This window comes from Staphylococcus sp. Z5-21 (assembly GCF_056529615.1).
In genome coordinates this window covers 363,069-386,067 of the sequence record NZ_CP096462.1, presented here as the reverse complement: position 1 = coordinate 386,067, position 22,999 = coordinate 363,069, and the positions used below count along the sequence as shown (strand labels likewise).

General features: G+C 32.5%; 21 protein-coding genes and 1 pseudogene. 4 read left to right on the top strand and 18 right to left on the bottom strand.

Annotation, left to right across the window (positions count from 1 at the left end; all coding sequences use genetic code 11):
• From M1D64_RS01745 to pgsB, 4 genes are read right to left on the bottom strand one after another with little or no spacing between them, the layout of a single operon-like run.
• The gene (locus M1D64_RS01745; protein WP_100217371.1) at nt 1–159 is read right to left on the bottom strand and encodes a hypothetical protein; all 159 of its coding nucleotides are present in this window, start codon (nt 157–159) and stop codon (nt 1–3) included.
• Nucleotides 149–1,219 (bottom strand): CapA family protein, encoded by a 1,071-nt coding sequence (locus M1D64_RS01740; RefSeq protein ID WP_002482308.1) that lies wholly within the window; start codon nt 1,217–1,219, stop codon nt 149–151. The genes M1D64_RS01745 and M1D64_RS01740 overlap by 11 nt, the downstream gene beginning before the upstream one ends.
• Before the next feature lie 15 nt (nt 1,220–1,234).
• On the bottom strand, nt 1,235–1,687 hold the full coding sequence (pgsC, locus tag M1D64_RS01735; protein WP_002482307.1) for a poly-gamma-glutamate biosynthesis protein PgsC: 453 nt from the start codon (nt 1,685–1,687) through the stop codon (nt 1,235–1,237).
• A 1-nt stretch (nt 1,688) separates the two neighbouring features.
• Nucleotides 1,689–2,846, bottom strand: coding sequence for a poly-gamma-glutamate synthase PgsB (pgsB, locus tag M1D64_RS01730; RefSeq protein ID WP_037537645.1), 1,158 nt, complete (start codon nt 2,844–2,846; stop codon nt 1,689–1,691).
• 436 nt (nt 2,847–3,282) lie between these two features.
• Between pgsB and M1D64_RS01725 the strand changes: the two genes are divergently transcribed.
• A complete protein-coding gene (locus tag M1D64_RS01725) occupies nt 3,283–3,612 on the top strand; it encodes a hypothetical protein (RefSeq protein ID WP_041079344.1) in 330 nt (109 codons plus the stop codon).
• A gap of 195 nt (nt 3,613–3,807) precedes the next feature.
• Nucleotides 3,808–4,964: pseudogene (locus tag M1D64_RS01720) on the top strand (ArgE/DapE family deacylase).
• Nucleotides 4,965–5,136: 172 nt separating this feature from the next.
• On the opposite strand, the gene M1D64_RS01715 reads toward M1D64_RS01720, so the two are convergent.
• Entirely contained in the window at nt 5,137–5,913 is a 777-nt protein-coding gene (locus tag M1D64_RS01715) for an AraC family transcriptional regulator (RefSeq protein WP_241686153.1), read from the bottom strand.
• Nucleotides 5,914–6,121: 208 nt separating this feature from the next.
• On the opposite strand from M1D64_RS01715, the gene M1D64_RS01710 reads away from it, so the two are divergent.
• Nucleotides 6,122–7,030 (top strand): DMT family transporter, encoded by a 909-nt coding sequence (locus M1D64_RS01710; RefSeq protein ID WP_069838063.1) that lies wholly within the window; start codon nt 6,122–6,124, stop codon nt 7,028–7,030.
• 249 nt (nt 7,031–7,279) lie between these two features.
• Here the strand turns inward: M1D64_RS01710 and M1D64_RS01705 are convergent, their stop codons facing one another.
• From M1D64_RS01705 to nhaC, 13 genes are all read right to left on the bottom strand, one after another.
• Entirely contained in the window at nt 7,280–8,254 is a 975-nt protein-coding gene (locus M1D64_RS01705) for an alpha/beta hydrolase fold domain-containing protein (protein ID WP_069838064.1), read from the bottom strand.
• Nucleotides 8,255–8,420: 166 nt separating this feature from the next.
• On the bottom strand, nt 8,421–8,822 hold the full coding sequence (locus M1D64_RS01700; RefSeq protein ID WP_241092734.1) for a GNAT family N-acetyltransferase: 402 nt from the start codon (nt 8,820–8,822) through the stop codon (nt 8,421–8,423).
• A gap of 520 nt (nt 8,823–9,342) precedes the next feature.
• Nucleotides 9,343–9,669 (bottom strand): thioredoxin family protein, encoded by a 327-nt coding sequence (locus M1D64_RS01695; RefSeq protein ID WP_011302318.1) that lies wholly within the window; start codon nt 9,667–9,669, stop codon nt 9,343–9,345.
• A gap of 114 nt (nt 9,670–9,783) precedes the next feature.
• Nucleotides 9,784–10,188, bottom strand: a complete 405-nt coding sequence (locus M1D64_RS01690; RefSeq protein WP_390934286.1) for an acyl-CoA thioesterase — start codon at nt 10,186–10,188, stop codon at nt 9,784–9,786.
• Nucleotides 10,189–10,310: 122 nt separating this feature from the next.
• Nucleotides 10,311–11,300, bottom strand: coding sequence for a D-cysteine desulfhydrase family protein (locus M1D64_RS01685; RefSeq protein ID WP_069821607.1), 990 nt, complete (start codon nt 11,298–11,300; stop codon nt 10,311–10,313).
• A 155-nt stretch (nt 11,301–11,455) separates the two neighbouring features.
• The gene (locus M1D64_RS01680) at nt 11,456–12,001 is read right to left on the bottom strand and encodes a GNAT family N-acetyltransferase (RefSeq protein ID WP_069821651.1); all 546 of its coding nucleotides are present in this window, start codon (nt 11,999–12,001) and stop codon (nt 11,456–11,458) included.
• Between the two features lie 174 nt (nt 12,002–12,175).
• Nucleotides 12,176–14,212, bottom strand: a complete 2,037-nt coding sequence (ptsG, locus tag M1D64_RS01675; RefSeq protein WP_002482295.1) for a glucose-specific PTS transporter subunit IIBC — start codon at nt 14,210–14,212, stop codon at nt 12,176–12,178.
• A gap of 236 nt (nt 14,213–14,448) precedes the next feature.
• Complete coding sequence (locus M1D64_RS01670; protein WP_037537637.1) at nt 14,449–15,843, bottom strand: YfcC family protein; 1,395 nt, start codon at nt 15,841–15,843, stop codon at nt 14,449–14,451.
• 333 nt (nt 15,844–16,176) lie between these two features.
• Nucleotides 16,177–17,919: a pyruvate oxidase gene (locus tag M1D64_RS01665; RefSeq protein ID WP_002482289.1), complete on the bottom strand. Its 1,743-nt coding sequence runs from the start codon at nt 17,917–17,919 to the stop codon at nt 16,177–16,179.
• A 211-nt stretch (nt 17,920–18,130) separates the two neighbouring features.
• Nucleotides 18,131–18,817, bottom strand: coding sequence for an LrgB family protein (locus M1D64_RS01660; RefSeq protein ID WP_041079355.1), 687 nt, complete (start codon nt 18,815–18,817; stop codon nt 18,131–18,133).
• On the bottom strand, nt 18,818–19,213 hold the full coding sequence (locus tag M1D64_RS01655; protein WP_269461536.1) for a CidA/LrgA family protein: 396 nt from the start codon (nt 19,211–19,213) through the stop codon (nt 18,818–18,820).
• Between the two features lie 244 nt (nt 19,214–19,457).
• A complete protein-coding gene (gene cidR / locus M1D64_RS01650; protein WP_002482286.1) occupies nt 19,458–20,333 on the bottom strand; it encodes a cidABC operon transcriptional activator CidR in 876 nt (291 codons plus the stop codon).
• Nucleotides 20,334–20,564: 231 nt separating this feature from the next.
• Nucleotides 20,565–21,953 (bottom strand): Na+/H+ antiporter NhaC, encoded by a 1,389-nt coding sequence (nhaC, locus tag M1D64_RS01645; RefSeq protein ID WP_069826187.1) that lies wholly within the window; start codon nt 21,951–21,953, stop codon nt 20,565–20,567.
• Nucleotides 21,954–22,339: 386 nt separating this feature from the next.
• Between nhaC and M1D64_RS01640 the strand changes: the two genes are divergently transcribed.
• On the top strand, nt 22,340–22,771 hold the full coding sequence (locus M1D64_RS01640; protein ID WP_011302307.1) for a CHAP domain-containing protein: 432 nt from the start codon (nt 22,340–22,342) through the stop codon (nt 22,769–22,771).
• The last annotated feature ends 228 nt before the right edge of the window (nt 22,772–22,999 follow it).

Below are 22,999 nucleotides of genomic sequence, written 5' to 3'. Positions count from 1 at the left end.
TTAAGCTCCTTTAGACAAATATTGGTGATGAGAAGTCTCCAGTTCATTTTTTTCATATTGATCTAAGCCTTCATTCGCTCTAGCAAATACAATTAAAAGAAAAATAACCAATACGATTGAAATGATTGTAATACTTACCCAATGTTGTTTAATGTTCATAAACGTAGCCTCCATTCTCTTTTTTAAGATCCAAGTTTTTACCTTCTATATTGTTCAATAACTTTCTCTCTTCTACTACATTTGGTGATGACTTCGTCACTTTACCACCTTGCGATTTAATTGGTGTAATCATAAATTTAGATTGTTTACCATTCCAAGTTTGCTGAACTGCTAGACCTTGTTTATTTTTTGATAAGAAATCTTCGGATGTCGTATTGCCTAAGCTGTAAAAAATATCTGTATTTTTATATTTTTCAATTTCTTGAACAACCGAATTATGGCCAATAATCACATCAGCACCAGCTTTAGATAATGAATGTGCATACTCTCGTTGTCTAGTCGTCACTGAACGTTCATCGGTAATCCCCCAATCAACATTCACGACGACATAATCGTTATTCTCTTTTAATTTTTTAATTAATGGCATATAAATACTGGGTTCTAAACTAACTGATGTTGTATTTTTCAATGTATCCGTGTAATTTGACTCAACATCTGTAAATGAAACATTGGCAATTTTTTTACCCTTTATAGTTTGTTGTACCGTTTTACTATTTATCGGATTTGAACCATTTCCAGTAAGATAATTATATCCAGTTTGAGCTTCTACTGATTTCATAAAATCACGCGCCGTAATATTATCGGTAACTTGATTGATCACATTCAAACTTTTTAAATTGAGTCCCTTTAAGAACAATACATTTTCCAAGTTTTTGGATATATTCGTTTTCCTGTCATCTGAGAACTTCGTCATTTCTAAACTCGCAGTAGAATAATCACTTCCCTTTAAGATCTCTTTAATGGATGCAAAAGCATCATTAAGATTGTTCTTTCTGATATGATTATTTAATTCAATGTTTCCTAGATATGTCATACTTATCTCATTTGGTGCTTTTCCTATTGCTTTTACTGGTTCTATTTTTTGTGAAGTCATGGCAAATACTAAAAGTATCAATGCTACAACGAAGATAATACCGGTGTATATTGAATTCCTTTTTTTATGCCGCTTCGTCCACTTTAGTATGCGTTCTTCCATTGAAAATTTTTTAGAATTCTTCATAATCCAAGCTCCTTACTAGTTGATAAAGCTGTAAAAGAATAAGATGACATATGTAATACATGTGAGTAACATACAAGTTGACAAAGTAATTATGACACCTTGTTTTTGAATCGTATTAGCTATGATGCCCGGTATTACAACACCAATGCCTGACATCTCTACCATTTGAAATGGACTTAACGGATAAATTAAATCAAAAACAAATTTCAACACCATACCGGTTAGTATCATCGCCGCAAATTTTCTACGTCCATATAATATAACGATACGACTAATACCATGGTTAACGATGAAGTATGTAATACAACTAATAATCAGTACGGATAATAACATGATCGGCTGATCAAATATTAAAGCTAAATATCCTGGTACTACTAAACCAGCAGGACTGATACCAAATTTTTCGGCAAATATTAAACTTAATACGATGCCTACAAATAATGAAAAATATAACTCTGAACCTATCATATTATTTGATCCCTTCTATATACTCTGCTATTTGTTTACCTGGTCCGTGAATATTCCCTACACAGAACATCAAGGCATTTTGAGATTCATTATAAACTGCGCGTTCAACCTCTTTTATGTCTTTACCTTCAAAGTTTAAATATTTCTTCTCGGGCAATCCTTTCATTACGTCCGTTACCATCTGTGTACTCTTTCCTGTACATATCAATGTATCGAATTCAACATCCGTAATAAAGTCTTCACAGAACTGTCTCGTTCTATCAATTCTGTCTGAACGACAATTTAATATAAGAACAATTTTATTGTAAGGGTAATTATACGTTTCAACCTTATTTAAAATTGATTTTGTAGACTGTGGTTCATTGGCAGCAAATGCATTTACATAAACATTTGTTGAATTATTCGCATTATAGTATTTCACTTCTACTGCGCCGACATCTGGTGGTGCATTTAACATGCCTTGTAACGCAACGTCTCTGTTGATGCCAAGTGCTTCAGCCACACCCATTGCAATTGCAACATTATCTGGAAACACGATATACCCAAATTTCCTTAAGAATGATTCAGGCACTTCTTCTTTATTAACGACAATTAATTTAGTCTTACGTCTTTTGGCTACTTTAGCAAAAAAGTCGGTGTAATCATCCTTCATTACAATAAGATGACCTTTGTAAGGAATTGTCGCTGTAAATGCTTCAGCTACCTCGTCTAAAGTAGGTCCTAAGACATCCATGTGATCTTCCATGACATTAACGATAACGCCAATATTAGCTTTAACCAATTCTTTTTGAAAGGTTATCTGATAATCAGGATTCACTGCCATACACTCATTTACAAGCGCGTTCGCCTTTTGTTTAACAACCTTCTTTATAATGTCGCGTTGTTCACCAATATTAGCGCCTTGAGGCTTTCTATAAACTGGATACTCTCTCGGTGTAAACCAATACATCATACGAGCGTCTGTACCTGTTGTCTTGCCTATTACACGATATTGATCTTCGCGTAAAATACTATAAATCAATCTTGTAATTGTTGATTTACCTCTAATACCATTTATATTGATGCGTATAGGAATTTTTTCTAATCTATCAGAATGCTGTCTTTTCTCAACAATTCCTAACCATAGAATCAAACCTACACAAATAATGATTAGTAGCAAATTTTGTCCCTCTTTTCACTTCAGACTATTAAATTTTATGTATAAATGCTTAAAGGCAAAGCACATGAGTCAACCACACTATACATACGATGTTTGAGACTATGTATATTCTTCACCATTCAATAAAGCCATCCTAACACGGAGTTATTGATTTAATATAAACACTTTGAACTAAGTGTTAATCAAATGTAAATTCGCATTTACAATACATGTAAAAAAGAATTTTTTTCAATCAACAAATCCTATCACAACAATGTTTTAATTTTTTTAAAAGCAGATATTTTTTTGATTATTTTTTAAAAATATTTTTACTCATCTCAAACATTTTTCAGAAAACAAAAATATAATATTTACTTCAACTTTACATGATATTAAAAATCAAATGTTATCTTGTATGTATTAAGACATATACGAATAAATGATTAGGAGGCAGTTTATGAGTAAGTCAGTTAAATTAGTAGTTTCAATTTATCTTGCAGTAGTTGTAATTATTTGTTGTAGCTATCTAATTATGATTCTAGTTGGTAGTTTTCAAGGAAATGATATGAGAGGTTCTGTGCTAGATACGGATAACACAAAAAATATTGAAAATGTAGACTATATTAACAATACTTTAAAATCATCAGAATCAAATGCATCTCCTTCAGATAGTGTTCCAAAAAATTCACAATCTAGTATCGATACAACTTCAAATAAACTGTCTTCTATACAAGACGCTCATCATACATGGTCTTTAGATAATTCAATTTCTAAAAACCATGTATGATTTTTTTATTTCTATATATAACAATGATTGAAAGCCCTTTTTGATTTAATACGTCATGATATCCAATATTCAAGTTGAACATTCAAATGCAAATACCTTCCCTTTCTGAATTTATGCGATGCCATCTTTAATATATTCGATATAATTAAAATAACTCACATAAATTGTTTATTTATTGAAAAGGGGTTTTTAATTATGAGTAAATTTACAGAAGCTGAAAAAGTTCAAATTCTAGAAGATTTAGTTGCGATTAAATCAGTTAATGACAATGAAATGGAAGTTTGTATGTATTTAAAAGACTTACTATCGCAACATAATATTGATGCTAAGATTGTTAAAATCAATGACACGCGTGCCAATCTAGTTGCTGAAATTGGTGAATCAGGACCAGTCTTAGGTATTTCAGGACATATGGATGTTGTGTCAGAAGGCGATATTAAAAAATGGACATATGATCCATTCAAATTAACTGAAGTTGACGGCAAATTACACGGTCGTGGTGCTGCAGATATGAAATCAGGTTTAGCCGCTTTAGTATTGAGCCTTATTGATATTCATGATCAAGGTTTATTAGAATATGGTAGAATCCGTTTACTCGCCACTGCAGGTGAAGAGATTGTTGGCGAAGGGGCTAAAGCTTTCCAAGAACAAGGTTACATGACAGATGTAGAAGCACTTGTCATCGCTGAACCTTCACAAGACCGCATCATCTATGCACATAAGGGTTCGATGGATATCCGTGTTATTTCCAGAGGTAAAGCATCACATAGTTCAATGCCACAACTTGGTTTCAATGCCATTTCACCACTCGTAAAATTTGTTTACAAAGCGGATGAAGGCTTTAAAAGTTTCAATAAACGTAACGATTTATTAGGTGATGTACTAATGAACGCGACTATTTTCAATGGTGGTAATCAAGTGAATTCAATTCCAGAGCATGCCGAATCTGAATTCAATATACGTACGATTCCAGAACATGATAATGACCAATTCATCACTTATTTTAATGAAATTTTAAAGCAAGTTGAAACCGATAAAACAGATATAGAAATTGACACTTATATGTCTAGACCTCCTGTATATACGACAGGTGAAAATAAATTAGCTTCATTAGCGCATGATTTGGGTAAAAATATTTAAATTCCGATTTACCTCTTGAAGCATCACCTGGCGTAACCGATGCATCCGATTTATTAGTTGATAAAGATGAAGACTTTTCATTCATTATGTATGGACCTGGATTAATACATCAAGCACACCAAGTTGATGAATATGTTGAAAAAGATGTTTATCTTACATTTATAGATTTGTATACAGAATTTTTCCCTACTTATTTAAAAAACATGAAATAATTTATTAACAAGTAATCCAATTACTCAACTTTTATAATACACTTTATAAAAACGACACTTCTGCAAAAGTCGTAACAGCAATATACGCGCTACAAATTTTCACTTATCAGTGTCTATTTTGTAGCGCGTATATTATTTATGTAAATATTTTCTGTTTGCATATTTGATGCGGTTAATTTGTATGATGATATTTTTGGTATTGCTTTGGCGTCATACCGTAGCGTGCTTTAAATACTTTTATAAAATAACTCGTAGTTGAGAATCCACAAGCCATAGCTATTTCTGTAATAGTAGATAAACTATCTTTATCGAGGATAGATTTACTTTGTTCTAGTCTGTATCTCAACAGATATTCAAATGGCGTTTGTTTTACATATTTTTTAAATAATCTTATCGCTTCAGCTTCGCTTAAATAAATATTTTGACTCAGAGGTCCTAGAGTGATTTTATCTTGAAAATGTTTATGTATATAAGACATCATTTGCTTTACTCTATAATCAAAATGGTATGTTAATTCAGTAGGTTGTTGTTTCATATATTGCATGAGCCATTTCACTATCTTATAAAAATAGGTCATGATATCCAGCTGAAAATATGCCTCTTGTTTCTGATATATTGTACCAAAGCTTTCAATACATGCTAGTAATGCATGATGACTCAAATTTTTGTGAGATAAATATATATAAGGTACCATTTCAGCTTGTTGTAATATATAACTTAAATATTTATACTCCATATAACTCGAAATATTTGGTATTTCAATATTCCAACAATAACACTCACTTATATGTTCAAGCCCCTGTATCTCGTGCACAACATTCGAATTAATAAATATGCCATCACCTGTATTTAACACGATGTTTTTGTCACTAATGCGAATAGTCAATTTACCACGTAATACAAATACAAATTGCAATGCACTGTGCCAGTGTATGGGTATCTGTTCCATAAACGCTTAATCTAACCTTGTTTTCAACACAATATGTCACCAATATTCATCAGGGTATTGAATGCGCTCTTCTCCATTATCTTCAATAATTATCCCTTTATACATAGCCTATCACCTCAATATATTGATACTTTTAAACCATTTATTTGTATTATATCAATATTAAGTGCGTTATATTTTAATATATTAATACATCGTAGGTGATAAAATGAAACAACAATCTCGTTTTCTCGGCATTATATTGGCAATATTAGGCGCATCTTTTTGGGGTTTAGGTGGCACAGTTTCTGATTATTTATTTAAACAGCAAAATATCGACATTAACTGGTACGTTACTGCACGACTCTTAATCAGTGGCTTTCTACTGTTAACAATATTTAAAATACTTAACCCTAGGCAGTCCATATTTATAGTATTTCGTAATGTAACCAATACAATACAGTTACTTATATTTTCAACTTTAGGTATGCTACTTGTTCAATATGCTTGCATGGCATCAATTATCTATGGTAATGCTGCCATTGCTACCTTATTACAATACATTGCACCTGTTTATATTATTTTGTGGTTTATCATACGCAAAAAAGAAACCTTTAAATTATTTGATGTTATTGCAATATTATTAACACTCACAGGAACATTCTTATTATTAACCAATGGTTCCCTTGGCAGTTTAATGGTTTCAAGCTCGAGTATGATTTGGGGTATCATCTCTGGTTTATCGTTAGCCTTCTATACTATTTATGCCAGTAATCTATTATCCAAATTTCCAGCAATACTCATCGTTGGTTGGGCAATGCTCATTTCTGGTATCTTAATGAATTTCAAAGCACCTATTTGGCAATTCACTATATCCCAAATAGATATAAGTGTGATTTTGTATTTAGCCTTTGGCATTATTTTAGGTACCGCAATGGCATTTTTCTTCTTTATTAAAAGTTTAAATTATTTATCTGCCAAAGAAACTACACTTTTTGGGACAATAGAACCTGTAATGGCAATTGTTGCGAGCGCACTTTGGTTAAAAGTTGTTTTCCTACCATTTCAACTATTAGGTATCGTGCTCATTATTATTCTGATATTAGCACTTTCTTTAAAAAAGGATAAAGAACGATAAATATGTATTGTACATCAATGTAAAACATTAAAACACAACTACTCAATCTTATACTAAAGAGGACTCATCCATCATATACGGACGAGTCCTCTTTAGTTGAGGCAATCATACGATTTTGAAGGTGCATGCTTGCTTAGAACCTAGAGCATAACTTGAGCTGTCAATCTCTTACTCATACTCATACTCATACATTGCTCCCTCGGTGACAACAGATTATAAAGTCAGTGACACTACCTCTATCATGTATATTTAATGTTGTTTAATAATTTTGTTGATCTTAGCGATAAATTGTTCTTTTTCTGGTATTGGGAAAATAGGATGTATATGAAATAAATTATATCCTGGCATAAAATCATGTTGAATATTTCGAGCATTCAACATATTTGATAATTTCACTGCGTCTGGATATAACGTTTCTTTCGTCCCTATTGAAATTGTTATATGGCCCAGCCCTTCAATATCACCAAATATAGGAGATACGCGCCAGTCTGTCAAATCAAGGCCATTCGCCCATAATTTTATAAAATATTTACTTCCGTCGATTGCAAGCATTGGGTCTATTTTTTCATAAATTTTTGCTTCCGGATTTGAAAATGTTGCGTCAAGCACTGGAGATATTAAAACGATGTTACTTGGTTGTGCTAAGTTTAACGTTTTAATATATTGTGCAAATGATAAGGCTATTTGGCCTCCTGCAGAGTCACCCATTATTGTGAGTTGATGAGTATTTTCGACTTGTTTCAGTAATTGTGTATATAATGTTTCCAACAATGTGAACGTCTCTTTATAGGTTGCATGTGGTACTTTAGGATATATAGGCATGATTACTTTAGCACCTAGTTCGCCAGCCAGTGAATCTATAAAATCAAAGTGATATTTTAATGGATTTTGGAACCAAGCACCACCATGAATATACAAGACAACTGGTTGTTGTCTTTCTTTGTTGTCATTCACAATATATACTGTAGACTCTTGAACTGTAGTCGTTTGGACATTGTGATTGAAATAATAATCCGTACCTTCATATAATGCTTTCGTTTCATCTTTAACCTTCTCTAATGCTTGTTGCGCATTTTCCACATTTAAAAATGAACTTTTCATTTTTGTTGCTCTAATAATGATTTCTTCTAAAAAACTTTTGTAGCTACGTTTTTCTTTAACTTTTGCATATACGTATGATGTGGCAACACCTATACCAACAATAGTGGCTATTTTTCTAATCACGTTAATTATCCTCCTCGCACTTTCTTATACATATATTTTATAACAAATTGAGCAATCATTTTAAATAAAAGGTACTATCTTTATAGTAGATTATAAAGTATATACACAATTTCCTGTTTATAGAAAATTCTAATGCATCATGCTCAGATTTGTTAAGCGTTAAATTTTAATCTTGGTTTAGCATCATTGCCATATATAATTCATCAAAATAATGTTCTTCCATAAAAACAGATTCATGCTTAATTCCCTCAATTTTAAAACCTAACTTTTCATAAAAGTTAACTGCTGGTTTATTCGAAGTAATCACCGTTAATTCTAGCCTCCTTAATCCTTTGCGTTGTGCCCATTTGATTGTTTCATTAAACATTTGCGTCGCTAAGCCTTGTTGATGTAAGTCATTGATTAAGCCAGTCACAATATATCCAATATGTCTAACTTTAGCTAACATACTGATATGGACAGATAAATAACCTAATATTTGATTATCGTCCGTTTTAACACCTATGTAAAAATTCCTTTTTATATCTTCACTCAGTTTATCTTTATCAAAACTTCTTTCATCAGGCAAATAAAGCATATATTGCGTTTTTTAATCTATCTTTTTCATACAATTATAAAGTGCTTCTGCTTCATTTGGACAGATTCTTTCGATACGCATAAACATCCCCCTTAATGCTATAAATTAACTTTATCATACATTACTTTTTATAATTGAGATATAATTTATCTGATTTTTCTTGTTTCAATTTAACACAACTTTTTTAATTAAAAATAAAAGCATGGAAGTGTGACAGAAATCAAATTTTTTAATAGAGATTTCGTAGCCCCAACTATGCAATCAAGGCAAAGATGACGAGGATAAAGGTTTACTTGAGCTAAAGCTCATGCATAAGTCTCACTAGCATTTTTACGTGGCATACATAGGCTTTTGCAAAAGAACAAGTGAGACTTAATATTTTTAATTCAGTCATCTACTGCCTAAACGAAAAAGAGTCTGAGACAACTATTTATGTCCCAGACTCATGCTTCGTTATATCAACGTGATGGTTGTATACATTTTTTATATATAGTTAATACAAATCTTTCTGTTATACCATGCTTTTATACATCAAAGTCAGTTGATGTTCAAATTGTTGCATATCAATAAATCGACCTTGACGATGCATTTCTTTACCATTAAAGTAAATTAAATCTACAGGCACAGTAAAGATAGATAATTCTCCTGCAATCTCCTCTAATTCACTTTGATTAATCACACCTAATGGAACATCAGGAAACTCATTCACTATACCCGCAATTTGAGGTAATACAGCATGACATACGCTACAATGATCTCTCATGATATGAATGACTACAAGCCTATGCTCTGCAATAAATTCATGAAACGCTTCTATCGATGTTAATGTTTTTGGCATTTTGAACACCACCTCTACAACATAAATTGAATATCATTATGTACTGTATTGCTTTGGACAATCAATTATTTTGCTCACTGTAATATCATATTTACACTTTTTCACATATTATGATTAGCTTAAAATCGTTTGAAATACTTCCGGCAATCTCGTTACTTTTTTCTTTTGTAAATCAAAAAATGTCCCACTTTGTTTGCCTATACAATGCACTGCATCCTCTGATTCAATTTCAAACTCAAATTCCCAACGTAGTTTACTTGCTTTTACTAAATAACAACGTCCTACGGGTTTATCATGTATGGTAATGGGTGTTTTGTATTCTGCTTCTGTATTCATTAGAATAGGCGATATTTGTTGACTCATCATATCAGAATATGGCATATATTGATTAATAAAGTCAGTTCGTAAATCTTCAAACCATCTTATATATACAATATTACTTACTATGCCCATCGCATCAATATCATATCCATTTACTTCAAAGTTTCTTTCAGCCACTAATTTTCTTTCAGTCATAATCCTATTCGCTCCTCAAACAACCTTTAATTTATCTATCCTCTATATTATAAGTATATAACTAGCAAATTGCATTTGTTTGAGTTTATTGTTAAAAATGCGATTATTCTTTGTAAAAGTTAAATTTACTTTAATAATGAAAGATCTATTTTATGCAACATCGTTTGCAAACGTAAACGTTTCTCTTGCGTATAGCCTTGTAGTCCACCCGTATGTATAAATAGAATGTTGTCTTGATTATCATACGCACCAGATTTTATTTCATGAACTAAACCTCTAAAAGCTTTTCCAGTATATGTTGGATCTAGTATAATGCCTTCTTTTTGTGCAATATCGATATAAAATTGTAATTCTTCGTCAGTTGCTTTACCATATCCCAGTCCAATATAAGCATCGTTTATCGTAATTGTCTCGTATGATTGAATTGTTTCATCTAATTGCTTTATTATCTCTATCACTTTATTTTTGAATGCATGTGCACTTTGGTCTACTGCATAACCTATAATTTGCGTAGTTTCACAGTTAATCATTTGCCCATACCAAAGACCAGCATACGTACCACCAGAACCAACAGCAACATTGATTGAATCAAAATGTACTTTCAGCTCATCCTGTTGCTTTATGATTTCATTATACGCATTAACGTAACCATGTGTTCCTATCCAATCCGAAGCACCCACTGGAATTAAAAATGGTGTTTTCCCTTGTCCTTCTAATGTCTTATATAGCTTATCCATCGCATCTTCCCGAGAACTTGTTGGTTCGATGATATGTATATGCGCACCTAACATTGCATCTAAAAATAGATTCCCTTCATATTCTGCCATCTCTCCTCTTAGAACAAGATGACATGATACATTACACTTAGCACACAAGGCAGCTGTAGCACGTGCGTGATTCGATGTAATTGCTCCGGTTGTTATAATAGTGTCATATCCATGATCTAATACATATTGCATTGTATACTCGAGTTTACGCACCTTATTACCTGATATTTCTGATCCAGTGTAATCATCTCTCTTAATATAAATATTTTTTCCTAATGCATCACTTAACTGATCTAATTTTTGAATTGGTGTATTTAAATTGGCAATATCTAATTTATTATGTAACATCCTTTAATCTCCTTCATACGTGTCAAATCGCTAACGCTTTATTTTCCGGAAAATATTTTTCATGCTTTTCGTTCCGCTTCGATAATATATTTTTACTTAAGTAATCATCTGTAATTATTATGCATTGATTTTAAAAGAAGTAGTTCTACCTGCGCTTAAAAATCTCTTTTCAACAGTACATAGCGATTCATATCTCTAAAGCGTTCACCATTAAACACATCTTCATAATCTGTTGCAACAAATTTAAAGCCCGCTTTTTCTGCTACTTTACAACTCGCTATATTGTTAACATCCGCCATAATAGTTAATTTATTCAGTGATAATGTTTCAAAAACGTAATGGCATAACTGTTTAACGCATTTTGTAACAATTTGCTTCCCTGTATAGCCTTCTGCTATCCAATATCCAACCTCTGCTTTGTAATTAGCTTGATCAATATGATGTAAATCTATCGTACCAATCATCGTTTCCTCGTAGTAAATCATAAATAACCTAGCCTTATTTTCTGCATGCTGCTGTATCATCATTTTCAAATATGCTTTTTCATCTTCAACGGTTACATCTTCCTTAATAAAATCTAAAAATGGACATAAATGTGAAAAATTACTTTTAATCAAATCATATAAAGTTTCCGCCATATTTAACTCTGGCGGTATTAGCGAAACATTGGGCATTACATTCATTGCTGGTCTATAATTCATACGTTCACCTGCGATCATTTATTTGTTATCTCTCATGATATTTATATTTTCAGAATATTTCAATACTTTAGACAAAATAAAATAGGAGTAGCTTTGAAATCTATGATGAGATCTCAAAATTCTACTCCTATACTATATGGATGAACTCAAGTGTTTCATCCTAGTTTACAACATTTATTTGTCATCTATCACTTTAATGATTAATTGTTCTGCTGTTACATCTTTGACGTCTTCTACAGATAATTGTCTATCCTCTAAATTAGTAATAATTAATGGCGTAACCGTACTTGGTGCATGGGCTGTTATATAATCTAAATCAATTTGCATCAGTACTTGTCCTTTATGGACTCTATCATCTGTTTCTACAAAACTTTCAAAACCTTCCCCATTCAACTTAACCGTATCTATGCCTATGTGTATTAATAATTCAAGACCTTGATCTGATTCTAATCCAATGGCATGCTTTGTCGGAAAAATGGTTTTCACTGTACCATCGAATGGCGCAACAATTTTACCGTCAGCTGGTATAAACCCAACACCATCGCCCATCATTTTTTGCGCAAAGACTTGGTCTGGCACTTCAGACAACGGTATAACTTGACCATTTCCTGGCGCATAAATGTTTACTTCAGACGCACGTTCGATATGAACTACTTCTTCACTTTCTTCTTCCGTAACTGTCGTCTCTTGAGGTTTTGTAATTTCACCTTTCATAATCAAGGACATGTCGTGTTTAATTTGATCTGATTTAGGACCAAAAATGGCTTGCATATTGTTTCCTACTTCAAGCACACCTGATGCGCCTAATGCTTTCAATCCTGCTACATCAACTTTATCTTTTTCTTTTACTTCCACACGTAATCTTGTAATACATGCATCTAAATGCTTAATATTTTCTTCTCCACCCATTGCTTTCAATACATTAAATGGAAGTTCGCTTGCTGATGAATTTGTAAATTGTGCTTGTTTATCTTCGCGTCCCGGTGTTTTATACTTGAATTTTAAAATTAAGAATCGGAAGACAAAGTAATAAATAAAGGCGTACACAATACCTACAGGAATCACTAACCACCATTGTGTCTTGTTTGGTAATACACCTAGTAAGACGTAGTCTATAAATCCTCCTGAGAAGGTATATCCCAAATGTACATTTAATAAATATAAAATTAAGAATGATAAACCATCCAATATTGCATGCACAAAGAATAATACTGGCGCTACAAATAAAAATGAAAATTCTAATGGTTCTGTAATCCCTGTTAAGAAAGAAGTTAATGCAGCTGATCCCATTAAGCCAGCTACGACTTTTTTATTTTCAGGTTTTGCTGTATGATAAATGGCTAAAGCTGCTGCAGGGAGACCAAACATCATCACTGGAAATTCACCTTGCATAAATTTACCTGCAGTTAATTTACTACCTTCACGTATTTGTTCAATGAAGATACGTTGATCCCCATGAATCATTTCTCCAGCTGCATTTTTCCATGCACCAAATTCAAACCAGAATGGTGCGTGGAAGATATGATGTAACCCAAACGGTATCAATAATCGTTTAATAAATCCAAAGAGAAATACGGCTAATCCAGTATTCGAGTCAAGTAAACCTTCACTAAATGCATTTAAGCCTGTTTGAATACTCGGCCATATCCATGCCATTGGAAACGCTAATATGAATGATGTTGTTGCCATCATAATAGGTACAAAACGTTTACCTGCAAAGAAACCTAAGTAAGACGGTAACGAAATATTATAGAATTTGTTATAACACCAGGCTGCTAGTGCACCAATAATAATACCGCCAAATACACCTGTTTGTAATGTTGGGATACCTAACACACTTGCGTAGCCACTCGCTGCATCATTTACATTATCAGGAGATACATGTAAAAATGCACCCATTGTTTTGTTCATTACAAGATAACCTACAAATGCTGCAATAGCTGCAACTCCATCACCACTTGCTAACCCAATTGCGACACCCATCGCAAAAATCATAGGTAAATTATCAAATATAATACCTCCGGCACCGGTCATCATTTCTGCGACACTTTGAATCCCCCCATTTTGAATAAATGGTAAGTAGTGTTGTAACGATTCACCTTGCATCGCAGTACCAATTGCTAATAATAGCCCGGCAGCAGGTAAAATAGCGACTGGTAACATTAATGCTTTACCAATACGCTGTAGCTGTCCAAATAGCTTTTTAAACATATAAAAACATCCCTTCAAAAATTTAAAATTTTATCAAAACCACCAAAAAGCGCACAAAAAAAGACATGAACAAACAGACTATCTCAGATAGTTATTATGTTTGCTCATGCCTGCCTAACCAGTAACACGCAATTTGACGATTATTTTTTTATATTATATAACGCTTTCATTAAAGATACAATAACTAATTGCAAATTTATTTTATTTTTTTGATCTCAATCTAAATACCCTTGTGATTAGTAACCTACAATTAATGCAATCGACATACCAATACAACAGATAAGTACCCAAGTTAAAATAATCTTCCAAGCAAACTTCAACCATTGTGTATACGTGATTTTACCGACTGCTAAAGCGCCCATTAAAATAGCCGACGTAGGAAATAATACATTACTTATTGCATCACCATATTGAAATGCTAATACAGTGATTTGACGATTAATATCTAATAAATCCGATATCGGTACCATAAGCGGCATGGTCGTCAACGCTTGTCCCGATCCAGATGGAATAAAGAAATTTAACATGAATTGTAAAATGAACATTCCGATGATGACTAATGCTGATGGAACACCATTTAATAATGTCGTCATACCATAGACAATACTGTCTATGACTTGTCCGTTTTCCAAAATAACAATAATCCCCTTAGCAAATCCTACAATCATTGCCCCAAACAAAATATCTTTCATACCATCAATCATTGCATCAAATGTACCATTTAAACCAAGTCCACCAATAAATCCAGCAAGTAAACCTGCCAATATAAAATTCGCACTCATTTCATTGAATGACCAACCATATGAAAAAATACCGTATACATTTAAGATAATTGCTAGAACGATTAAGCCTAAACCACATGCTTGTCTTTTGGTAAAACGAGCTATATGCATGGACGTAACCGTATGTCCTTCAGATTGTTCTAATTCATAAACATAACTTTTTGTTTTATCATGCTTAACTTTACGCGCATATAACATCACTGTAGTGATAGCGGCAATTAAAATGAAAATATAGATGATGGAACGTAGACCCCATCCTGAAAACATCGGTAATTCTGCTACTGTTTGAGCAACACCTACAGTAAACGGATTTAACATACCACCCATAAAACCACTCGCTGCGCCTAATATAACCATAGCAGCACCAGTAAGCGCATCATAACCTAAAGTACGTGCAATGATGATCCCAATAGGTACAAAAATAATTGTTTCTTCTGCTAAACCAATTGAAAAACCTAAGATTGAAAAAATCGTCATCGTCAATGGAATCATCAGCACTTTATATTTTCCTAATGATTGCATTGCTTTATTTACACCATTTTCAAATGCACCCGTTTTATGTACAATGCCAAACGCGCCACCTACAAGAAAGATATAAAATACAATTTCGCCACCACTCATCAATCCTTCTGGAATTGCACGAAAAATATCGAAAAATGAAACACCGTGCTGTTGTACTTGTTCATACGAACCAGGAACGACAAGCGTCTGCCCATCTTTTTTCTCCCTGGCATATTCTCCAGCAGGAATTAAATATGTTAATATGCTAGAAATAATGATGATCATGAGTAACAGTGCATATGTATGTGGTGTTTTTATACGTAAATGCCTAAAGCTATGTTTCCCCATATTTTAACTTCCTCTCCCAACTATAAGTACGCTTTAAAATGTTCATTTATTTAAAATTTGTATAAGTCTTATTTTTATATTATGCCATTTACATATATAATTATCAGAATATTGCGCTTACTCTATTATCCCATAGTCCTAATTTTAATCAATACTAAAGCGACAAAAAACGAAAACAAAATACAAATAGCAGGCCGAGATATTATTAAACATCTTGGCCTGCTATTCTAATAGAAAATCAATAACTAAATTATTAAATTATAGCAACCTAGTTATCCATTTTTAAATATTATTTTAGTCAAATAAACACGTTGCTACGTTCCGTTTTAACTATTAGAAGAAACGTTTAACGGCAGTTGACATTGGAGGGATTTCATCTAAATCTAATTTTTTATCTTCTGTAATAGATCTGTATGCCCATTTACCATAATTAATTGCTTCATCTTTAACAATTTTACCAGGTAATGGTGCAGCATTTGGATCAACATAAACATTTACTATTGTTGGTTTATCTTGAGACATTGCTTCTTCCACTACTTCGTCAATTCTATTTGGATCTTTCAATGTATAACCAACACCGCCACAGCTTTCAGCAAATTTTGCTAAATCCATATCTGTGAAATTAATTGCATATTCTAATTCGCCCGCTGCTTGTTGTTCATATTTAATGAATGATAATTCTTGGTTATTTAATACAAAAATTGTCATTGGTAAATCATATTGAACGGCAGTTGCAAAATCTTGCATAACCATTTCGAAAGCACCGTCACCAGCAATACCGACAACTTGGCGATTTGGGTAAGCGCGTTTTGCTGCAATAGCACCAGGTAATGCACAACCCATTGTACCTAACCAACTTGAAACGATAAATTTGTTATTTACAGTTAAGTTTAAATAACGCGTAGACCAAACAGTTGAAGTACCAACATCAATAGAGAAGATGGCATCATCTGTTCTAACTTGATTGATAGCATCCATGAGACGTTCAGGGCGGATAGGCGAACTGCTGTCTGCCATATCTTTTGCCATCCATGAATCCCAAGTCGCTTTTCTTTCAAGTGTTTTATTTAAGAAATCACGATTTTTAACGTGTTTTGCTGAATCAGTTAGTTGTTGTAACGCTAATTTACTATCACCAATGATACCAGCATTTACATCGAAACGGTGTCCAATATTTTCAGGATTTGTATCGACTTGAATTGCTTTAATATTTTTCTTAGGTAAATAATCTACATAAGGGTAGTTCGTACCTACCATAATCAATAAGTCTGCATCTTGAATTGTTTGATAAGATACTTTCGTACCAATCTTACCTAAATTACCTAAGTTATAAGGGTGGTCATCTGCAAGAATCCCTTTCGCAGGTAACGTAACAATTGTTGGGATTTTAAATGCTTCGATAAATTCACGTACTTCATCTTTAGCGTGTTTCGCACCTGTACCAAGTAACATCACTGGACGTTTACTTTTATTTATTAATTTAGTTGCTTTTTTAACACTACGAGGTTTTGGCGCAACTCTTGCTGGAGGTGCAGTATCTACACCTTTGCTTGTAGTATCTTTAACTTTATTATTTAATAAGTTGTTTGGAAGAATTAACACCGCAACACCTTTTTTCTCATAAGCTGTGCGAATCGCTTCATTCACGATACCAAATACGTCTTTATCATTTTCAGAAATTTGATGTTTATATACAGCAACATCATCAACCATGTTACTAATATCAGTTTCTTGGAAAGCTTTTGTACCTAAAGCAGTACTATCTGTTTGTCCTGCTAAAATAAGTTGCGGTACGTTATCCATTTTGGCGTCATACATACCATTAAGTAAATGTACAACACCTGGACCACCAATACTTAATGCGACACCAATTTTACCTGTTAGTTTAGTGTAACTTGCAGCAGCTAAACTTCCGACTTCTTCATGACGCACATGGACAAACTCAATATTATCTCTTTCCGTTCTTAATCTATCAACTACTGCATCTATTGAGTCACCTGGAATACCATAAATATGATCAATATCCCATGCTTGTAATGCTTTTACTAATGCTTCATTTGCTTTAATCTTGCCCATTATTAAAAACTCCCTTCATTTTTTAAATCGACTTCAATCGAATTTTTAAGCTGATTTTAAGATAGATGTGGAACAGTAAGCTGATTTTCTAATATCTTTTTTTAAATAAAGGAGTAGTTCTTTAAAATATTTACATTAATTTCATTTAACTCCAGCTCACTGATACCAAATCATTACTTAAATGTACAAATTGATTATAACGCATACCTATTTAGTATAAAAATAGTATGAGTATAGGTAAAACAATTGAACTTAGAACTGCTGTTAAAATCATACCAATTGAACTATAAGCACCAGTTTCTGAATCAATATCAAGTGCTTGAGCAGTACCAAAGGCATGTGATGCGTTACCATAAGTCATTCCTTTAGCAATTGAAGATCTAAATCTTCCTAATCTTAATAAATAAGCGCCTAAAATGCTACCAATCAAACCTGTCGTTATAATAAACATAACCGTAATTGTATCAATGCCACCTAGTTGATCTGACACTTCAATACCTACTGCAGCGGTCATTGATCTTGGTAACATCGTTACAATAGTTTCTTTAGAATAGCCAAATAATTTTAATATACTAAATACAAATACAAAATTTAACATGACCGCCATCAATACACTACTAAAAATAACACGCGCATACTTTAAAATTTTATGACGGTTTTGATAAAGTGGGAAAGCTAAACAAACCACCGTACAATTCAATAAATAATTAATCCATTTTCCACCGAGCATGTAAGTCTTGTAATCTAGTCTAAATAATAATAGAACAATAATAATACCAATAGATGCTATAAGTGCAGGATTCAAAAATGGAGTTTGAAATTTTTGTTGTAGCTTTTTCGCGCCAATATACATTGCTATTGTTAAAATAATCATTATTATCGCTTCTAAAATCAACATCTAATTAACTCCATTCCCGTCTTGTTTATTTTTAACCATTTTTTCAGCTATAAAGCCTGAAATTAAAGCTACGCAACATGTACCAAGAAGAATCATTGAGAAGAATAAAATGAAATTCAAATTAATCATTGGTACAACATCCATGATTCCTACTACTGAAGGTACAAAGAAAAATACCATTGTCGTTAGGAAAAAATTTGACCCTTCATTTACCCATTTTTCTGGAATTACTTTAAATTGTAATAATAAGAAAAATAATAATAATCCTACGATACTGCCTGCAATGGGTATATGCATATAACGTTGAATTACATTACCTAAATAAGTAATCCCCATAATCACTAATACTTGAATCAACACTGTTATTATCTTTTTAAATTGTTGCAATAGCATCATTCCTTAATTGCATTTTTTTCTACTTGCTTTCCTGATTACAATTACTAGTATAGAATGATTATTCTTATAATAAAAATATTGAATTTTTATATGACCTATTATGATTATGAATGAAAGCGGTTTGATTAATCATTTCAGATAATAAATCCTCTTATTCTAATGAATTACGCATAAAAACCGAAAAGAAATCTTATTTAATGTAAGATTTCTTTTCGGCTTTTATTAAGTGTATACATGTTTATCTTTATAATCTTTCTTTCATAAAATCAATCCACTGTTTCGTTGCATGACTTAGGTACTTATCTTTTTTCCAAATCACACCTAATTCCCAACGCATACCTGGATCTTCTAATGTTTTGTTACTAAAACTACTATCTAATAAATGTACAATATTTTCGGGTAATATGCTGACTCCTAAATGGGCGTTCAATAAGTTTTCGATAAAATTCCACTGTGAAATTTTAGAAATCGTATTAGGAATAAATCCGGCATTTTTCGCCGCTTCAATAATTTTGTCGTTCAAATAAAAATCTTCATTAAATAAAATGAAGTCTTCATCTTTTAACATACTCATATCAACATGCGCTTCATTCGCTAAATGATGTTCTTTATTTAATACTAATTTTAAATCTTCTTGATATAACGTCACAGAATGAAAAATGGACTGATCAACCGGTAATGTTGTGATGCCTATATCGATTTCATCATTAATTAATTGTGTTTCTATCATTTTCCCGCCATTTTCGACAAGACTATAGGTAACATTAGGATATTTTTGATGAAATTCACCTAAAATATTAATAAATTGGTTCATGTTCATCACAGCAGACAATCCTATACTGATATGCCCGGTTTCCAATCCTAAAAGGCTATTGATTTCTTTCGGCACATCATTATATAACGTTAAGATTTCCTTACATTTTTTATAAAAAATCGAACCCGCATCGGTTAAGACAAGTTGTCGCTTACTGCGATCAAACAATGTCATATCTAATTCTTGTTCTAAATCTTTAATCGCTTTACTTATTGTCGGTTGAGCGATAAATAAATGTTTTGAAGCATTCGTCATACCTTTTTGGTCAACAACTTCAACAAAATATTTCATATGTTTAATGTCCATGTATTCACTCCTTTGCATATATTTATTTAATATTATTCAGTATACGTTGAAATTTCAATAATTCAATAATATCGTAGGACTGAAACCTAAGTTACTATTAGGCTTACATCCCACTTTAGACATTTCAACTAAAAAAATGAATACAGAACATATATTCAATACATTTTATAAACTATCATAACACGTACAAAATAAAATTATTTTCTTTTATTTATTAAATTCGTTTCAGTTTTAAGCATTATTCGCATCATTTGTTTGTGTTAATTTATTTGGTTGATTAGTTATTTCATTATCTTGATTGCTAAGTTTAACAATTTTAAATCCAATATAACCAAATATTATTGAGATGATAGGGACTGTATAATTCAATATCGCATAGGGTGCATATTCTATTACTGAAACACCTAAGGTAGATGCAATAAATACGCCGCATGTATTCCAAGGTACAAATACAGAACTTAATGTACCGCCATCTTCCAGTGCTCTCGAAAGGTTTTTAGGATGCAATTCCTTCTCCTTAAAGGCATTAATATACATGCGAGAAGGTACGATGATTGATATGTATTGCTCTGAACAAGTAATATTTGTGCCGATACATGATACGATGACCGATGCTATTAATGTACCTGTAGACTTTGCAATTTTAAGTATCTGAGTGATTAAAGCCTTTAGCATACCTGAGTACTCTAATACGCCACCAAATGTCATCGCTACTAATGTTAAAGAAATTGTGTAGAACATAGATTCTAATCCACCACGGTTGAATAATTCATCTACAAGTTTATTACCTGAATCAATCGTATACCCTGTTTGTAGCGCGGTTAATGCTTCTGTAATCGTACCACCTTGTACAAAGATTTGTGCAAAAAATCCAAGAACAATCCCCATACAGATTGCTGGAATCGCCGGTACTTTTAATACAACTAGAGCTATGACGATTAAAGGAATTAATAATAACCATGGCGTAATTAAAAAGTGATTTTGCATGGTGTCTAGAATGGCATTAATGTTTTTTGCATCAAAGTTTTTCGTCCCAAAACGGTGACCAATAATAAAGAATGCAACCAGTGAAATGATTAAAGCTGGAATCGTTGTATAGAACATATGTTTAATGTGCTCAAATAAATCAACGCCTGTTAAGCCAGAAGCCAAGTTCGTGGTATCAGAAAGCGGGCTCATTTTATCACCAAAATATGCACCACAAATGACCGCACCAGCAACCATACCAGCTGAAATCCCCATACTGATTCCAATGCCCATTGATGCTACTCCCACCGTTGCCATCGTTGACCAACTACTGCCAATCGCTAACGCAACAATACCGCACAAAATAATAACTACAACCAAGAAATATCTTGGATCTATCAATTGCAACCCATAATAAATCATAGTCGCAACCACACCACTACCAATCCATGAGCCGATTACTAAACCAACTAATATAATGATGACAATCGCTGGTAAAGCATGTCGTATGCCCTTATACATCATTTCTTCTACTTCACTGAATTCATAACCATGTATTAAGGTAACTAAAATAGCCACTGCTGTACCAATTAATAATGGGATGTGTGGTTCTTTTTCAAGCACAGCCACTGTTATAAGCATTGCTACAATCATGGTAATTAAAGTAAATAGCGCTGCACTGAAACCTAAAGTCTTTTTCGCTTTGCGTCTACTGCTATTATTGTTCGTTTTTTTACTAAAAATAATAGCCACCTCCTTTGTTAATAAAATCATACTCGAAAACGGAAACGCTTACAACACTTTACTTATTATTTAATTATATAATTAATTTTTATTTTTTTAATGATAGTTGGACAATTAATGATATTGATTTGTGATATTGACTTTTAAATATGTACTTATTCAGATGTCATATTACAATTGTGTGGCATATATTTCTTCCTTGTTAAAGTTATTTGTAATAATTGTTTATATTATTGTACTTTTTATTTCTCAACCTTATTATAAAAATACAATTTTAAAAATGACTGGAGATATGTATGAATATTAAAAAGAAATTAGTAAATGTATTTATTGCAACTACGCTATTAATGACAGGGACAGTCACTTTTCAAGCGATTAATGAATCACAAACTACAAATGCTGCTGTTAACTATTACTATAAAAACCAATGTACTTGGTATGTATTTAAAAAACGTGCGAGTGTCGGTAAAGCTGTACCAAATGGTTGGGGTAATGCAAAGTACTGGTACAGTAAAGCTAAAAAAGCCGGATATCGTGTAGGAAAAAAACCAGCAAAACGTGCTGTCATGCAATCTACTAGTGGCACATACGGTCATGTAGCATATGTAGAAACCGTTTATAATAATGGTAGTATTAAAGTCTCTGAATATAATTACAATCGACCTTTAGCCTATGGAACAAGAGTGTTAAGCAAATCCTCTGCAGCGAAGTACAATTACATTTATTAGTTTCTATTTAGACTAAATAGATGCAAATCATAATTGCCATAGAAATCTTTCTAGATTAGCCAGCGTTTTATATAACTGTTACAAGTACGCCATAGATGACGTCTTGCTGTTTAATTCAAGCCAAAACGCATACCTAAAAAAGTGGTGGCTCAATGTTTTCAGTCATCTGCTGCCAAATAAGAATAAGCGTCCGAGACATCTATTCATGTCTCGGACGCTTATTTTATA

Coding starts and splice junctions, on each gene's coding strand:
- M1D64_RS01640 (WP_011302307.1), top strand. CDS start 22,340: ATGAATATTAAAAAGAAATTAGTAAATGTATTTATTGCAACTACGCTA.
- pgsC (WP_002482307.1), bottom strand. CDS start 1,687: ATGATAGGTTCAGAGTTATATTTTTCATTATTTGTAGGCATCGTATTA.
- M1D64_RS01740 (WP_002482308.1), bottom strand. CDS start 1,219: ATGAAGAATTCTAAAAAATTTTCAATGGAAGAACGCATACTAAAGTGG.
- M1D64_RS01685 (WP_069821607.1), bottom strand. CDS start 11,300: ATGTTACATAATAAATTAGATATTGCCAATTTAAATACACCAATTCAA.
- M1D64_RS01715 (WP_241686153.1), bottom strand. CDS start 5,913: ATGGAACAGATACCCATACACTGGCACAGTGCATTGCAATTTGTATTT.
- M1D64_RS01745 (WP_100217371.1), bottom strand. CDS start 159: ATGAACATTAAACAACATTGGGTAAGTATTACAATCATTTCAATCGTA.
- M1D64_RS01695 (WP_011302318.1), bottom strand. CDS start 9,669: ATGCCAAAAACATTAACATCGATAGAAGCGTTTCATGAATTTATTGCA.
- M1D64_RS01725 (WP_041079344.1), top strand. CDS start 3,283: ATGAGTAAGTCAGTTAAATTAGTAGTTTCAATTTATCTTGCAGTAGTT.
- ptsG (WP_002482295.1), bottom strand. CDS start 14,212: ATGTTTAAAAAGCTATTTGGACAGCTACAGCGTATTGGTAAAGCATTA.
- M1D64_RS01680 (WP_069821651.1), bottom strand. CDS start 12,001: ATGAATTATAGACCAGCAATGAATGTAATGCCCAATGTTTCGCTAATA.
- M1D64_RS01710 (WP_069838063.1), top strand. CDS start 6,122: ATGAAACAACAATCTCGTTTTCTCGGCATTATATTGGCAATATTAGGC.
- M1D64_RS01655 (WP_269461536.1), bottom strand. CDS start 19,213: ATGATGCTATTGCAACAATTTAAAAAGATAATAACAGTGTTGATTCAA.
- nhaC (WP_069826187.1), bottom strand. CDS start 21,953: ATGATTGTAGCAATGCTTATAACAGTGGCTGTGCTTGAAAAAGAACCA.
- M1D64_RS01665 (WP_002482289.1), bottom strand. CDS start 17,919: ATGGGCAAGATTAAAGCAAATGAAGCATTAGTAAAAGCATTACAAGCA.
- cidR (WP_002482286.1), bottom strand. CDS start 20,333: ATGGACATTAAACATATGAAATATTTTGTTGAAGTTGTTGACCAAAAA.
- M1D64_RS01670 (WP_037537637.1), bottom strand. CDS start 15,843: ATGGGGAAACATAGCTTTAGGCATTTACGTATAAAAACACCACATACA.
- M1D64_RS01660 (WP_041079355.1), bottom strand. CDS start 18,817: ATGTTGATTTTAGAAGCGATAATAATGATTATTTTAACAATAGCAATG.